Consider the following 14,267-nt stretch of genomic DNA (forward strand, 5'->3'; position numbering starts at 1 on the left):
AAGAAAAGAACCCAAGGATACCCACACCATGACGATTGCAGAGACCGCCGCGGCGGCCGTCCAGATCAGCGTGCAGCCCAGCGGCCGCACCTTCACCGCGCAGTCGGGCGAATCCATCCTGACAGCGGCGATCCGCAGCGGCGTGGGCCTGCCCTACGGCTGCAAGGACGGCGCCTGCGGATCGTGCAAGTGCAAGAAGCTCAGCGGCTCCGTGGTCCATGGCGAGCACCAGGCCAAGGCCCTGAGCGCGGCCGAGCAGGACGCGGGCTACGTGCTCACCTGCTGCGCCCAGCCGCTGACCGACGTGGTGCTGGAATCGCGCCAGGTGACCGACGAGAGCGCCTTTCCCATCAAGAAGCTGCCGGTGCGCGTCTCGTCGCTCAGCCGCGCCTCGCACGACGTGATGGTCGTGAAACTGCAGCTGCCGGCGGTGGACACCTTCCGCTACCACGCGGGGCAGTACATCGAATTCATCATGAAGGACGGCGCGCGGCGCGCTTATTCGATGGCCACAGCGCCGCACCAGCAGGCCACGGCGCCGGGCGTGGAGCTGCACATTCGCCACATGCCGGGCGGGCGCTTCACCGACCATGTCTTCACCGGCATGAAGGAAAAGGAAATCCTGCGCGTCGAAGGCCCGTTCGGCAGCTTCTTCCTGCGCGAGGACTCCGCCAAGCCCATCGTGATGCTGGCCTCGGGCACGGGCTTCGCGCCCATCAAGGCGCTCATCGAGCACATGCGCTTCAAGAACATCGAGCGCCCCGCCACGCTCTACTGGGGCGGCCGGCGGCCGGGCGATCTCTACATGGACGGCTGGATGCGCGAGCAGCTGGCGGCCATGCCGCAGCTGCGCTACGTGCCGGTGGTCTCCGACGCCCAGCCCGAAGACGGCTGGACGGGCCGCACCGGCTTCGTTCACCAGGCCGTGCTGGACGACTTCGCCGACCTCTCAGGCCACCAGGTCTATGCCTGCGGCGCGCCGGTGGTGGTCGAATCGGCCCGCGCGGCCTACACCGCCGAACGCGGCCTGCCCGCCGACGAATTCTTCGCCGACGCGTTCACCTCCGAAGCCGACAAGCACGCGGGCTGAGCGCCCAGCGCCGCAGCCCCCCCCGCTCCGCAGAGGCCGCACCATGACCCCAGGGCAGGGTTCAGGGTCAGATCAGGGGAAGAGATCCCGGCAGATCTGCGCGCAGCGCCGGCAGGCCCAGGCGCAGTCCTGGCAGTGCTGCGCCTCGTGGCTCGCGCACTCCTCGGCGCAGCTGTCGCAGATGCGCGAGCACAGCTCGCACACATAGGCCAGGTGGGCGCTGTCGCGCGCCATGGCGGCGGCGGCCAGGCGGCACACTGCGGCGCAGTCCATGTCCAGCGCGATGCACTTGGCCATGTGGCGCGGATCGGGCTCGCGCAGGCAGGCGGCGGAGCAGAAATCGCAGGCGTTCGCGCATTCATTGCAGGCCGCGATGGCATCGGCATAGCGGGACTGGGAAAGGCGGTGGGGCAGATCAAGCATGGCGGTCCTCGGCAAAAGGGAGACATGGCGGTTCTTGCGCCGGGCTGCACGCCTTCCGTCGCGCGGCGGAATCCTTGCGCGCATCTGCCTCACTTTATAGAGACAGGCGTGGCTGCAGCGGTGTAGGACTTGCGCCCCCGACGCCCCCACGGCTGGCCTGAGCAGCATCCCATACCGCACTTTCCGCAGGGCAGGCCCGCTCCAAGCCTCAGCCGCTTGCCGCCCCGCACGCCTTTTTTGCACAATGGAAGGCTATGAACCGCAGACCCCTCCTTCTTGGCGCCGCCGCCCTGGCGAGCACCTTCGCTTCCCCGTTCGCCCTGGCACAGGACCCGCCCATGCGCCTGATCGTGCCCTACGCACCGGGTGGGCCGATCGACGTGACTGCTCGCGCACTGGCCGAGCGGGTGCGCGAGACCCTGGGAGTGGTCATCATCGACAACAAGCCCGGCGCGGGCGGCAACATCGGCGCAGACGCCATCGCCAAGGCAGCGCCGGACGGCCTGACCATCGGCATCGCGGCCACCGCCACGCATGCAGTCAACCCGTGGCTGTATTCGCGCATGCCCTACGACGCCGCGCGGGACTTCGCCGGCATCACGCAGATGGTGCGCGTACCCAACGTGGTGGTGATGAATGCCGCGCATGCCGATCAGCTGCATATCCGCACGCTGGCCGACCTGGTGGCCTACGCCAGGGCCAACCCGGCCAAACTCAATTACGGCAGCGGCGGCAACGGCAGCGCTGGCCACCTGGCCGGCGAGATGTTCAAGCAGCGCGCGGGCATCTACGCGCTGCACATTCCCTACCGCGGCGCCAGCCCTGCGCAGCTGGCACTGCTGGCCGGCGAAGTGGACTTCAACATCGACAACCTGGCAGCGGCCGCGCCCAACATCCGCTCGGGCAAGCTCCGCGCGCTGGCCGTGACCTCGCTCGAACCCAGCCCGCTGCTGCCCGGCGTGCCGACGATCGCCAGCCTGTACAAGGGCTTTTCCATCGACACCTGGTGGGGCCTGGTAGCGCCGCATGGCACGCCCCGGCCGGTGATCGCTCGGTTGAACAAGGCCTTCACCGACGCGCTGAAGTCGCCCGAAACCAAGGCCCGATTCGCCGCACTGCTGGCCGAACCCGTGCCCACGACACCCGAGCAGTTCGACGCCTTCATGGCCTCGGAGCGGGCCAAGTACCAGCAGGTGGTGAAGGCATCGGGCGCCCGGGTGGACTGAGCCGCGGAAGTTGCAGGCGTTTCAGCCTGCAGCGCAGGAATTACCTGCGCATTACGCTACGAAAGATATAGCAAAACAGGCCCTTCCCGACATCCCGGCGGGCGGCTGGCGCGACTGATCAGCCCGCGTGCCAGCCCGGTTCTGCGACCCGCTCGATGCGCTGGTCGGCCACGGCCTGCAGCGCGCTGGGCGGCACCTGTTCCAGCGCTACGTCCGCGAGCGGCAGCAGCACGAACGCGCGGTCGTACATGCGCGGGTGCGGCACGGTCAGCACGGGCATGTCGATGCGGCGATCGGCGAAGAGCAGCACGTCCAGGTCGAGCGTGCGCGGGGCGTTGCGGTAGGGGCGCTCGCGCCCAGCCGCGTCTTCGATGCGCTGCAGGGCCTGCAGCAGCGCCAGCGGCTCCAGCGTGGTGGCGATCTGCGCCACGGCGTTCCAGTAATCCGGCCCGCCGGCATCCACGGGTGCGCTGCGGTAGAGGGCCGAGACGCGCAGCAGCTGAGTGCCCGGCAGCGCCGCGATGGCGGCGAGCGCATCGCATAGCGCGGCCTGGGGCTCGCCCAGGTTGGCGCCCAGGCCGACATACACCACCTGCTGCGCCCCCTGCGCCGGGGCGCCAGGCGCTGATGGTCCGGAAGTAAGCGTCATTCCCCGGCGGGAGCGGAACCGCCGCCCTCGCCCGCGCCGCCAGCCCCCCCGGCGGGCTTGCGGCGACGGCGACGGCGCTTCTTGGGGGCATCGCCGGCCAGCGGCTCGCCGCCATCGGATGGCTCGAAGGCGCCATCGGCGCTGGATTCATCGCGGCTTTCGGCCGGCGAGGCGGCGGCAGGCGCACGGGCGCTCTCGGCCGGCGCGGGCTTGGGCACGCGGCGCACCACGGGCTGGGCCTTCTTCTGGCGAGAACGCTGTTCTTCGCGGGCCTGGGCCAGCATGTCTTCGCGGCGGGCCTCGTCGGCGAGCTGGAATTCCTGCCACCACTCGGCCAGCGCCTCTTCGGCCTCGCCCACGTCGGCGCGCAGGCGCAGGAAGTCGAAACCCGCGCGGAAGCGCAGGTGGGTGACCATGCTGAACGGCGTGGTGCCAGAGCGCTTGTCGAACCGCGGCTGCATGACCCAGATCTCGCGCATGTCGGCTGCCAGCTTGCCGCGGCCGGACACGTCGCCGATGCGCTGATCGAACACATCGTCGATGGCGCCCTGCAGCGCGGGGAACGGGTGCTCGCGCTGCGCGAGGCGACGGTCCCAGCCGGTCTTCACGTCCTGCCACAGCACGCAGGCCAGCAGGAAGCTCGGCGCCACGGGCTTGCCCTCGCCCACGCGGCGGTCGGTGTCGGCAAGAGCCGCCTGCACGAAGGGCGTGTCGGCACGCTCGACCACCACGTCCAGCAGCGGGTAGATGCCGGTCGCCATGCCCAGCTTCTTGAGCTGCGCGATGGTGGCCAGCGCATGGCCGGTCTGCAGCAGCTTGAGCATCTCGTCGAACATGCGGCTTTGCGGCACGTCGGCCAGCAGAGCCTGCGAGGCGATCAGCGGACCGGCGGTCTTGGGCTCGATGGTGAAGCCCAGGCCGGCGAGCTTGGCCGAGAAGCGCACGGCGCGGATGATGCGCACCGGGTCTTCGCGGTAGCGCGTGGCCGGGTCGCCGATCATGCGCAAGAGCTTCTTCTTGGCGTCCTGGATGCCCTTGTGATAGTCCACCACGACCTGGGTCTCCGGGTCGTAGTACATGGCGTTGACGGTGAAGTCGCGGCGCGTGGCGTCTTCGTCCTGCGGGCCCCAGACGTTGTCGCGCAGCACGCGGCCGCTGGCATCGACCGCATGCTGCATGCCGGCGAGGGCCGCGCGCGAGGTCTTCTCGTTGCCGCTGACCTGCTGCTCGGCGGCGGTGTTGTCCAGGTAGGCGCGGAAGGTGGAGACCTCGATCACCTCGTGCTCGCGGCCCCGGCCGTGCACCACGTGGACGATGCGGAAGCGCTTGCCGATGATGAAGGCGCGGCGGAAGAGTCCCTTGACCTGCTCGGGCGTGGCGTTGGTGGCCACGTCGAAGTCCTTGGGTTTGAGGCCCAGCAGCAGGTCGCGCACGGCGCCGCCGACGATGTAGGCCTCGTAGCCGGCGTCTTTCAGCGTGCGCACGACCTCGGCCGCGCGGCGGTCCACCAGGTCCGGGTCGATGCCGTGGACGGAGGCCGGCACTTCCTCACGCTTGCCGAAACGGTGCTTGCCGCCCTTGGCGGCGGTGCTGGAATCCTTGCCCAGCAGCTTGTCGATGAACTTCTTGATCATGTCTTGGAAGGAAACAGGTCCAGTATGCGCCAGCCTCTTTGCTGCGCGAGCGCGCGCAGGCGCGGGTCGGGGTTGGTGGCCACCGGATGATCGACTTTCTCCAGCAGGGGAACGTCGTTGAGGGAGTCGCTGTAGAAGGTGGTCTCCACATCGCCCCAGTCCCAGCCGTGCGCCTGCAGCCATTGCTGCATGCGCAGCACCTTGCCTTCGCGCATCGAAGGCACGCCGCGGATCGCGCCGGTGATCCAGCCGCCGGCATCGCGCTCCAGCTCCACGGCCAGCAGGTTCTCGACGCGCAGCGCCCGGGCGATGGGCGTGGTCACGAATTCATTGGTGGCGGTGATGATGACGACCTCGTCGCCCGCATCGCGGTGGCTCTGCAGCAGCTCCAGCGCCTGCGGGTGGATCGCGGGGAGGATCACCTCCTGCATGAACTGCGCATGCGCGGCCTGGCTGGCCTCGGCGCCACGCAGGCGGGCGGCTTCGGTGGCGAAGCGCACGTAGTCGTGCACGTTCAGCGTGCCGGCCTGGTAGTCGGCGAAGAAGGCGTCGTTGCGGCGGCCGAACTCGGTGCGGTCGCACCAGCCCTGGCGGATCGTGAATTCGCCCCACTCGTAGTCCGAGTCGAGCGGCAGCAGGGTGTGGTCGAGATCGAACAGGGCCAATCGAGGACGGCGTTGCGGCGTATCAGTCATGTATCAGGCGAAAGGCCGGGCGCGGGTGGGGGGCACAGGCCCCGCTCACTCGGTCTCCAGCATGGTCTTGAGCAGCGGAACAGTCACGGCGCGGCGGGTCTGCAGGGCGAAGCTGTCGAGCTTGCCCAGCAGTTCCATCAGGCTGCCCAGATCGCGCGAGAAGCGGGCCAGCATGAAGCTCACCACCTCTTCGGAAAGGGCGATGCCGCGCGCGCCGGCCTCCTCGCGCAGCACGGCGCGGCGCTCGGCATCATCCAGCAGATGCAGCTGGAACACGTCGCCCCAGCCCAGGCGGCTGCGCAGGTCATCGCGCAGCGGCAGGTCGGCGGGGGGAAGGTCGCCAGCGGCCAGCACCCAGCGCGGGGAACCCACCGCCGGGCTGATGGCATTGATGAACCAGTTGAAGGCCGCCGCCTGCTGTGCCGTGTTGTAGAGGTGGACCTCGTCCAGCATCACGGCCGTCCAGCGGTCGTTGAAGGCAGTGGGGAAGTTCACCGAGGCGTCCAGCCAGCCGACGCTGCCGCCCTGCTCGCGCAGGGCCTCGCTCACGGCCCGCAGCAGGTGGGTCTTGCCGCTGCCGTGCTCGCCCCACAGATAGGTAGGCACGGGGGAACGGCGAGAGTTCGCATGGCCATCGCCCAGGGCCAGGCGCAGGTGCTGCAACGCGGCCGTGTTCTCGCCCGGGTGGAAGCTCTCCAACGTAGGGCCGGGAGCCAGGCCGATGTCCAGCGCCAGCTGCTTCATGAGGCCACGCCCCTGGCGGCGGCCAGGACAGGGACGCCCGGTGCGCGGCTGCGCCCGGTCAACGCGGGCAGCGCGACAGCGTGGGACGGCAAGAGGCTGTGTACAGGCATGGTGGACGAATGGGACGGGGGGCGGAGCCGGAGCCCGCAAGAGGCGATGCGCCGGGGCGCAGGGCGCATCCGGCAGGAACAGGCACAAGTCTTGTGTCAAAACGGACCTGTGGCGCGCGATTTTAGCTGCCGGCCGGCCGCCCGGGCGCTTCGCGGCGCACGAGTCACGCGGGGGCCGGCCCGGCCAACGCATGGGCATTGGCCGAGCCGGGGCGGCCAGCCGCTTAAAATCGCGCGGTTCCGGCCCGCCGCGCGGGCCTTCAGCCCTCACACCCCGATTCCATGAGCTCCTCCGCCTCCACCACCCCCATCTCCTACAAAGACGCCGGCGTCGACATCGACGCAGGCGACGCGCTGGTCGAGCGCATCAAGCCGCTCGCCAAGAAGACCATGCGCGAGGGCGTGCTGGCGGGCATCGGCGGCTTCGGCGCGCTTTTCGAAGTGCCCAAGCGCTACCAGGAGCCGGTGCTGGTGAGCGGCACCGACGGCGTGGGCACCAAGCTCAAGCTGGCTTTCGAATGGAACATGCACGACACCGTGGGCATCGACCTGGTGGCCATGAGCGTGAACGATGTGCTGGTGCAGGGCGCCGAGCCGCTCTTCTTCCTGGACTACTTCGCCTGCGGCAAGCTGGACGTGGACACGGCCGCCGCCGTGGTGGGCGGCATCGCCCGGGGCTGCGAACTCTCGGGCTGCGCGCTGATCGGCGGCGAGACGGCCGAGATGCCCGGCATGTACCCGGCCGGCGAATACGACCTGGCGGGCTTCGCCGTGGGCGCGGTCGAGAAGTCCAAGATCCTCACCGGCCGGGACGTGGCCGCCGGCGACGTGGTGCTGGGCCTGGCCTCGGCCGGCGTGCATTCCAACGGCTTCAGCCTGGTGCGCAAGTGCATCGAGCGCGCGGGCGACTCCGCGCCCGCCACGCTGGATGGCAAGCCCTTCAAGCAGGCCATCATGGAGCCCACGCGCCTTTACGTGAAGAACGTGCTGGCCGCCCTGGCGCAGCATCCCATCAAGGCGCTGGCGCACATCACCGGCGGCGGCCTGCTGGAGAACATCCCCCGCGTGCTGCCCGAAGGCCTGGCCGCACACCTGCAGGCCGGCAGCTGGCCGCAGACGGAACTCTTCGCCTGGCTGCAGAAGACGGCCGGCATCGACGACATCGAGATGAACCGCACCTTCAACAACGGCATCGGCATGGTCGTGGTGGTGCCCGCCGACGCGGCCGAGGCCACGGCTGCCACGCTGCGTGCCGCTGGTGAAACCGTGTACACGATCGGCCGCATCGCCGAACGGGGCGACGGCGCGTCCGTGGTGGTGGCCTGAGCCCACCGGCCGATGGCGCCATCGCCCACACCCGCTCCCCAGCCGGTACACACGCACCCCGCCCAGGGCCCGACCCCGGCTCCGGCCGACCCGGCCCCCGTGCCGCACTACGTCGCCGTCGCCAGCTATCTGCTGATGGCGGCCGCGCTGCTGCTGGTGATGTGGCGCGGGCTGCTACCCGGGCTGCTTTGTGTGTGCCTGGGCTTTCTGCTCACACGCTGGCTGGCCCAGCGCCTGACCGACACCCGCTTGCGGCGGCGACTTGCCGAAGCCGGAGCTGCGGCCATCGTGATGGTGGCGCCCGTGCTGGCGCTATCCCTGGCGCTTTCGCATTCGCGCACCTACGTGGTCGATGCGCCCCAGCAGTACCGCGACCTGCTGGACTTCATGGCCCGCACCGTGCTGGAGTTACGCCAGAAGCTGCCGGCCGACATCGCCCAGCAGCTGCCCGAAGGCGCAGCGGAGATCCAGCGCATCATCGCCAGCTACCTGGGCGCACAGGCCGGAGCCCTGGCTGTGGCCGGCCGCGCCTGGCTGGGCAGCCTGCTGTACGCCTACGTGGGCCTGCTGATCGGCGCACTGGCCGCCGTGCGCGTGCCGCGGGCCAGCAACGGCCCGCTGGTGCGCCACCTGACCGGGCGTGTGGCGCTGTTGGGCGAGGCCTTCCGGCAGATCGTCGCGGCGCAGTTCTGGATCGCCGCGTTCAACACCCTGCTCACCAGCCTCTTCCTGCTGCTGGTGCTGCCGCTCTGGGACCTGCGCCTGCCGTACACGCCGGCGCTCATCACGCTCACCTTCGTCGCCGGATTGGTGCCCATCGTGGGCAACCTGCTGTGCAACGTGGTCATCACCATCGTGGGCCTGTCGGTGTCGCCCGCGGCGGCGGCGGCCTGCCTGGCCTTCCTGATCCTGATCCACAAGGCCGAATACGTCATCAACGCCAAGGTGGTGGGCCTGCGCACCCACATGGGCGTGTGGGAGCTGCTCTCGGTGATGTTCGTGGCCGAAGCCGTCTTCGGCCCCGCCGGACTGGTAGCGGCGCCGCTCTTCTACGCCTACCTGAAGAAAGAGCTGGACGCGGCCCGGTTGGTCTGACGCAGCAACGTGCCCCAGCCCGCATGTCCGAAAATGATCGGAATCCGTCTTGAAGGGCTACGGCGAGCGGTCCACAGCCAAGGCACCATGGGAACCATCGTTTGATACCACCGATGGAGCCAGACATGAAAAGCTGTCTGATTGTGATCGACGTGCAGGAGTCCTTCCGGCACCGCCCCTATTCCACCGAGCGCGACATGCCCGCCTACCTTGCTGCGCAGAACGCCCTGATCGCCGGCTGCGTGGAGCGCGGCGTGCCGGTGCTGCGCGTGCTGCATAGCGACGGCCCGGAGTCGCCCGACAACCCTTTCTCCATGGCCTCGGGCGAGGTGCGACCGCTGGAGGGCCTCGTGGCCTTCGACGAGGCGGCATGCTTTGTCAAGCACCGCCACAGCGCGCTGGTGGGCACCGGCCTGGACGTCTGGCTGACGCAGCACGGCATCCAGCGGCTGATCGTGAGCGGCATCCGCACCGAGCAGTGCTGCGAGACCACCACCCGCCATGCCTCCGACCTGGGCTGGCAGGTGGACTACGTGACCGAGGCCACGCTGACCTACGACATGCAGCAGCCCGACGGCACGCCGCTCGCCGCCGCCGACATCAAGGCCCGCACCGCCACCGTGCTGGCCGGCCGGTTCGCCACGCTCTGCACCGTGGAGCAGGCCCTGGCACGCGCCGGAGCGCCGACATGAGCGCCCCCGCCACGCTGCGCGTCGCCCTGCTCGCCTTCGACGAAGTAGAGGCGCTCGACCTGGCCGGCCCCTACGAAGTGTTCACCACCGCCACCCGCATGGCGGAGCGGCTCACACCCCAGGCCCCCGCGCCGTTCGAGGTGTTCTGCGTGGCCCGCTCGCCACTGGCCGTGCGCGCCCGTGCCGGACTGCGCGTGCTGCCCGAGGCCGGCTTCACCATGGCCCCGCTGGCCGACGTGCTCATCGTGCCCGGCGGCGTGGTCGATGGCGCGCGGCAGTGCCCGCGCACCCTGGAATGGATCGCCCGCACCGCCGCGCAGGCGCGCATCACCGCCGCGGTCTGCACCGGGGCCTTCCTGCTGGCCGAGGCCGGCGTTCTCACGGAGGGTGAGGCCACCACGCACTGGGAAGATGTGGCCGACCTGCGGGCGCAGTTTCCCGCGCTGCAGGTGCGCGAGGGCTTGCGCTGGGTGGAGCAGCCGGGCGGGCGGCTCTTCACCTCGGCCGGCATCAGCGCGGGCATGGATTTAAGCCTGCATCTGGTCGAACGCCTGGCGGGCCGCACGCTGGCGCTGCGCACCGCGCGGCAATTGGATTACGCATGGAACGAGAACCCCACGACGGCGCAGACGGCCTGATCCGCGTCGTCTTCATCCTGCTGGAAGACAGCCTGGTGCTCGACTGGGCCGGGCCGGCCGAGGCGCTGCGCATCGCCAACCAAAGCCTGCGTGCGGCAGGCCAGCCCGAGCGCTTTCGCATCGAATTCGCCGGCCCGTCGCCCACGGCGCGCGGATCGGTGGGCGTGCAGTTCGCCCAGATCGCCCCCCTGCCCCAGCGCTGGGCGGCAGGCGAAGCCGCCTGGATCGTGCTGGTGGGCCAGCCGGGCCGCACCATCGACGTGGGCAGCGACGGCGCCCGCGCCCTGCTGCACTGGCTGCGCGGCCAGCGCCTCGCGCCCGGTCGGCTGGAACTGGTCACCATCTGCGCGGGCGCGGTGCTGGCGGCCCACGCGGGCCTGCTGGCCGGGCGCCGCGCCACCACGCACCACCAGCATCTGGACGAGCTGCAGGCCGCCGAGCCGCGCTGCGACGTGGCGGCCAACCGGGTGTTCGTGGCCGACGGGCCCGTGCACAGCAGCGCGGGCGTGACCACCGGCATCGACCTGATGCTCGAACGCATCGCCACCACCTGCGGCCCGGCGGTGGCCGCCCAGGTGGCGCAGACCATGGTGGTGGCCATGCGGCGCGGCCCGCACGACCCGGAGCTATCGCCCTTTCTGCATTACCGCGACCACCTGCACGCCGCGCTGCACCGGGTGCAGGACGCGGTGGGCCAGCAGCCCCGGGCCGACTGGACGGTGCCGGCGATGGCCGAGGTGGCGCACACCTCGCCACGCCATCTGACGCGGATCTTCATCGAGCATGCGGGCATCGCCCCGCTGGAATACCTGCGACGCATCCGGCTGGCGGTGGCGGAGGCGGCCCTGCGCTCGGGCCGCAGCGTGGCGCAGGCGGCCGATCTGGCGGGCTTCAGCTCCGATACGCAGCTGCGCCGCGCCTGGCACCAGTTCGGCCGGCCGGGCACGCCGTCGGCGCCCGGTGCGCGCTGAGCCGGCCCCACTCAACTCACCTCAACTCAGTAGCGTTCGGGCACGTACATGTCCGCCGGCACGGGCTGGCGGAAGTATTCGGGGTTGCGCACGCGCTCGGGCAAGACCACCTCGGGGTGCGGCACCTCGGCATAGGGCAGCTGTTCGAGCAGATGAGCGATGCAGTTCAGGCGCGCCTTCTTCTTGTCCACCGCCTGCACGACCCACCAGGGCGCCTCGGGAATGTGGGTGCGCTCCAGCATGGTCTCCTTGGCCTTGGTGTAGGCCTCCCAGCGCTTGCGGCTTTCCAGGTCCATGGGGCTGAGCTTCCACTGTTTCAGCGGGTCGTGGATGCGGCTCAGAAAGCGCAGATGCTGCTCCTCGTCGGTGATCGAGAACCAATACTTGATCAGTTTGATGCCCGAGCGGGCCAGCATCTTCTCGAACTCGGGCACCGAGCGGAAGAACTCCTCATACTCCTCGTCGGTGCAAAAGCCCATCACGTGCTCGACGCCGGCGCGGTTGTACCAGCTGCGGTCGAAGAGCACGATCTCGCCGGCCGCCGGCAGATGCGCCACATAGCGCTGGAAGTACCACTGCGTGCGTTCGCGGTCGTTGGGCGCAGGCAATGCGGCTACGCGCGCCACACGGGGGTTAAGCCGCTGGGTGATGCGCTTGATGACGCCTCCCTTGCCGGCCGCGTCGCGCCCTTCGAACAAGATGACCACCTTCTGGCGTGTGTGCTGCACCCAGTCCTGCAGCTTCACCAGTTCGCCTTGCAGTCGGAACAGTTCGCGGAAATACTGCTGGCGCGCCGCCTTGTCGCCGGGTACGGCCACGCCGGACTCGTCCAGATCGCGGTCCTCGATCTCGAGCTCCAACTCCTCGTCGTAGCCGTCCATCAGTTCGCTGGCAATGCGCTGCATGAGATCCTGCGTATCAAGGGATGTGTTCTGAAACATGGAAAGACCGGCCGAATGGAGGAGGCGCCATCGTGGCGGGGGGCGGTGACAGGCATGTGACATGTTGCACCTTTGTCATATGCCTGTCATGGGGCAGCCGGAACATCGCGCTCCATTCGCACGCCTGCCCCATCCTTTTCCTACAAGCCGCCCTGCATGTCCGTTCCTGAAGCCCTGGCGTCTCATTACGGCGGCGACGCGGCCGGCCTCATCTGCGGCTACCTGCTGCGCGAGGGCCAGACGGCGGAGTCCATCGACACCGCACGGGCCTCTCAGTGGCTGGCCAGCCAGCCGCAGGGCCCCGCGGACGCACTGCCGCCCGCTGACGATGGCGGCTTTCTGTGGCTGCACTTCAATCTGAGCCATGCCCAGGCCGTGCGCTGGATGGAGCGCCACGCCGGGCTTCCGCCCGCCTTCTTCGAGGCGCTGAACGACGGCTCGCACTCCACCCGCATCGAGCGCGACGACGATACGCTGATCGCTGTGCTGAACGACGTGCATTTCGACTTCGCCTTTGAGCCCAAGGATTTCGCCACACTCTGGATCGGCGTGACGCCGCGCCTGGTCATCACCGCGCGCGCCCAGCCGCTGCGTTCGGTGGATGCGCTGCGCACCAAGGTGCGCGAAGGCGACTGCCCGCGCTCCAGCGTGGCGCTGCTGGAGCAGCTCATGCGCACCCAGGCCGACGTGCTGGTGGGCATCGTGCGCGGGGTGACACAGCGCATCGACGGCATCGAAGACGAGTTGCTCGCAGGCCGGCTGAACTACAAGCGCGCCCGGCTCGGCCAGCTGCGCCGGCTCCTGGTACGGCTGCAACGCCTGCTGGCGCCCGAACCCGCAGCCCTCTTCCGGCTGCTGCAGCGCCCGCCCGCCTGGATGGCCGAAGACGACGCCCAGGAGCTGCGAGACGCCTCGGAGGAATTCTCCGTCGTGCTGCGCGACATGCAGGGGCTGCAGGAACGCATCAAGCTGCTGCAGGAAGAAGTCGCTGCCAATGTGCAAGAAGACAACAGTCGCAGCCTGTTTGTGCTGACCGTGGTGACGGTCCTGGCGCTGCCCATCAACATCCTCACGGGCCTGTTCGGAATGAACGTGGGAGGGGTGCCAATGGCCGATGCGCCCCATGGTTTCTGGGTGATCGTGGTGGTGCTGGCCGTCTTCACAGCCGTGGCTGCATGGCTTGCGCTACGCCGCCGCGGCGGCGAATAGTCAAGTCGTGAGCGATACACGGATTCATCAAAAGGTAATAATTCGCTTCAATTTGTTTCTTCCTTGAAGATCCCTGCTTTGACCGGCTGCCCACGCCTGTCGAGGACACATTCCCAAGGAAGCAACACATGAACATTCTTCACAGGATGAGTCTCGCCAAGATGCTTGGCGCAGGCTTTTCCACGCTCATTCTTCTGAGCATCGGCATTTCCGCCATCGGCAGCCTGCAGCTGTCGTCGGTCAGCGACCAGATCACCACGCTGAACCGCGATCGCATCAGCAGCGTGCTTCTGGCGCAGGGCATCAAGGACAACGTCAACATCATCGCGCGGGGGTTGCGCAATATCGCCCTGCTGGACGATCCCATAAAGATAGCTGCCGAGAAAAAGCGCATCGACGAGGCTGCAGCGAGGAATCAGGAATCGATCGCCAAGCTGCAAGCCGCCGCAACCTCCAGCGAAGCACAGCGCATGCTGGCCGAGATGAGCCAGGTGCGCACGCCTTACATACAGCTGGTCGAAAAGACGGCCCAGATGGGTCTTCGCAATGAGATGGCCGCCATTCGCACCTCGCTGATGCAGGATGTGCGCCCCGTGCAGGCTCAGTACCTCAAGCAGTTGGATGCGGTGATCGATTATCAGAAGAGGCAGATGGCCGAAACGGGCGAGCAGGCGCTGGCGAAGGCCTCCAGCGCCCGCGACTGGATGATGGGGGGCGCCGCTGCAGCGGTGCTGATCGGCGGCCTGCTGTCCTGGGCGATCACGCGTCGCATCAAGGGGCAGCTGGGCGGGGAGCCGGCCGAAGCCGCCCGCATCGCCCAGGAA

General features: G+C 68.9%; 15 protein-coding genes. 9 read left to right on the forward strand and 6 right to left on the reverse strand.

Annotated features, from left to right (window positions below; all coding sequences use genetic code 11):
• Positions 1-28 precede the first annotated feature (28 nt).
• On the forward strand, positions 29-1,090 hold the full coding sequence (locus AC3A84_RS14465; protein WP_487970546.1) for a CDP-6-deoxy-delta-3,4-glucoseen reductase: 1,062 nt from the start codon (positions 29-31) through the stop codon (positions 1,088-1,090).
• Between the two features lie 72 nt (positions 1,091-1,162).
• Here AC3A84_RS14465 and AC3A84_RS14470 read toward each other — a convergent pair whose 3' ends face one another.
• On the reverse strand, positions 1,163-1,513 hold the full coding sequence (locus AC3A84_RS14470) for a four-helix bundle copper-binding protein (RefSeq protein WP_487970548.1): 351 nt from the start codon (positions 1,511-1,513) through the stop codon (positions 1,163-1,165).
• A 254-nt stretch (positions 1,514-1,767) separates the two neighbouring features.
• Between AC3A84_RS14470 and AC3A84_RS14475 the strand changes: the two genes are divergently transcribed.
• Complete coding sequence (locus AC3A84_RS14475; RefSeq protein ID WP_487970550.1) at positions 1,768-2,739, forward strand: Bug family tripartite tricarboxylate transporter substrate binding protein; 972 nt, start codon at positions 1,768-1,770, stop codon at positions 2,737-2,739.
• Positions 2,740-2,857: 118 nt separating this feature from the next.
• Here AC3A84_RS14475 and folK read toward each other — a convergent pair whose 3' ends face one another.
• Genes folK through hda form a run of 4 tightly spaced genes read right to left on the reverse strand, consistent with a single transcriptional unit; the run spans position 2,858 to position 6,461 of the window.
• Positions 2,858-3,388, reverse strand: coding sequence for a 2-amino-4-hydroxy-6-hydroxymethyldihydropteridine diphosphokinase (gene folK, locus AC3A84_RS14480; RefSeq protein ID WP_487970552.1), 531 nt, complete (start codon positions 3,386-3,388; stop codon positions 2,858-2,860).
• The gene (gene pcnB, locus AC3A84_RS14485; RefSeq protein ID WP_487970554.1) at positions 3,385-5,022 is read right to left on the reverse strand and encodes a polynucleotide adenylyltransferase PcnB; all 1,638 of its coding nucleotides are present in this window, start codon (positions 5,020-5,022) and stop codon (positions 3,385-3,387) included. The genes folK and pcnB overlap by 4 nt, the downstream gene beginning before the upstream one ends.
• Entirely contained in the window at positions 5,019-5,717 is a 699-nt protein-coding gene (locus AC3A84_RS14490; RefSeq protein ID WP_487970557.1) for a histidinol-phosphatase, read from the reverse strand. The genes pcnB and AC3A84_RS14490 overlap by 4 nt, the downstream gene beginning before the upstream one ends.
• A 45-nt stretch (positions 5,718-5,762) precedes the next feature.
• A complete protein-coding gene (gene hda, locus AC3A84_RS14495) occupies positions 5,763-6,461 on the reverse strand; it encodes a DnaA regulatory inactivator Hda (RefSeq protein WP_487970559.1) in 699 nt (232 codons plus the stop codon).
• A 392-nt stretch (positions 6,462-6,853) separates the two neighbouring features.
• On the opposite strand from hda, the gene purM reads away from it, so the two are divergent.
• From purM to AC3A84_RS14520, 5 genes are all read left to right on the forward strand, one after another.
• Complete coding sequence (purM, locus tag AC3A84_RS14500; protein WP_487970561.1) at positions 6,854-7,897, forward strand: phosphoribosylformylglycinamidine cyclo-ligase; 1,044 nt, start codon at positions 6,854-6,856, stop codon at positions 7,895-7,897.
• Positions 7,898-7,909: 12 nt separating this feature from the next.
• Entirely contained in the window at positions 7,910-8,992 is a 1,083-nt protein-coding gene (locus AC3A84_RS14505; RefSeq protein ID WP_487970563.1) for an AI-2E family transporter, read from the forward strand.
• A 125-nt stretch (positions 8,993-9,117) separates the two neighbouring features.
• Positions 9,118-9,684, forward strand: coding sequence for a cysteine hydrolase family protein (locus tag AC3A84_RS14510; RefSeq protein WP_487970565.1), 567 nt, complete (start codon positions 9,118-9,120; stop codon positions 9,682-9,684).
• On the forward strand, positions 9,681-10,322 hold the full coding sequence (locus AC3A84_RS14515) for a DJ-1/PfpI family protein (RefSeq protein WP_487970567.1): 642 nt from the start codon (positions 9,681-9,683) through the stop codon (positions 10,320-10,322). The genes AC3A84_RS14510 and AC3A84_RS14515 overlap by 4 nt, the downstream gene beginning before the upstream one ends.
• The gene (locus AC3A84_RS14520; protein WP_487970569.1) at positions 10,286-11,293 is read left to right on the forward strand and encodes a GlxA family transcriptional regulator; all 1,008 of its coding nucleotides are present in this window, start codon (positions 10,286-10,288) and stop codon (positions 11,291-11,293) included. The genes AC3A84_RS14515 and AC3A84_RS14520 overlap by 37 nt, the downstream gene beginning before the upstream one ends.
• A 26-nt stretch (positions 11,294-11,319) precedes the next feature.
• On the opposite strand, the gene ppk2 is transcribed toward AC3A84_RS14520, so the two are convergent.
• On the reverse strand, positions 11,320-12,234 hold the full coding sequence (gene ppk2, locus AC3A84_RS14525) for a polyphosphate kinase 2 (RefSeq protein WP_487970571.1): 915 nt from the start codon (positions 12,232-12,234) through the stop codon (positions 11,320-11,322).
• Positions 12,235-12,390: 156 nt separating this feature from the next.
• On the opposite strand from ppk2, the gene AC3A84_RS14530 reads away from it, so the two are divergent.
• Both AC3A84_RS14530 and AC3A84_RS14535 read left to right on the forward strand, forming a co-directional pair.
• Positions 12,391-13,443, forward strand: coding sequence for a transporter (locus AC3A84_RS14530; protein ID WP_487970573.1), 1,053 nt, complete (start codon positions 12,391-12,393; stop codon positions 13,441-13,443).
• Between the two features lie 128 nt (positions 13,444-13,571).
• A partial coding sequence (locus AC3A84_RS14535; RefSeq protein ID WP_487970575.1) for an MCP four helix bundle domain-containing protein occupies positions 13,572-14,267 on the forward strand: 696 nt, incomplete at its 3' end.

Source organism: Paracidovorax sp., assembly GCF_057642795.1.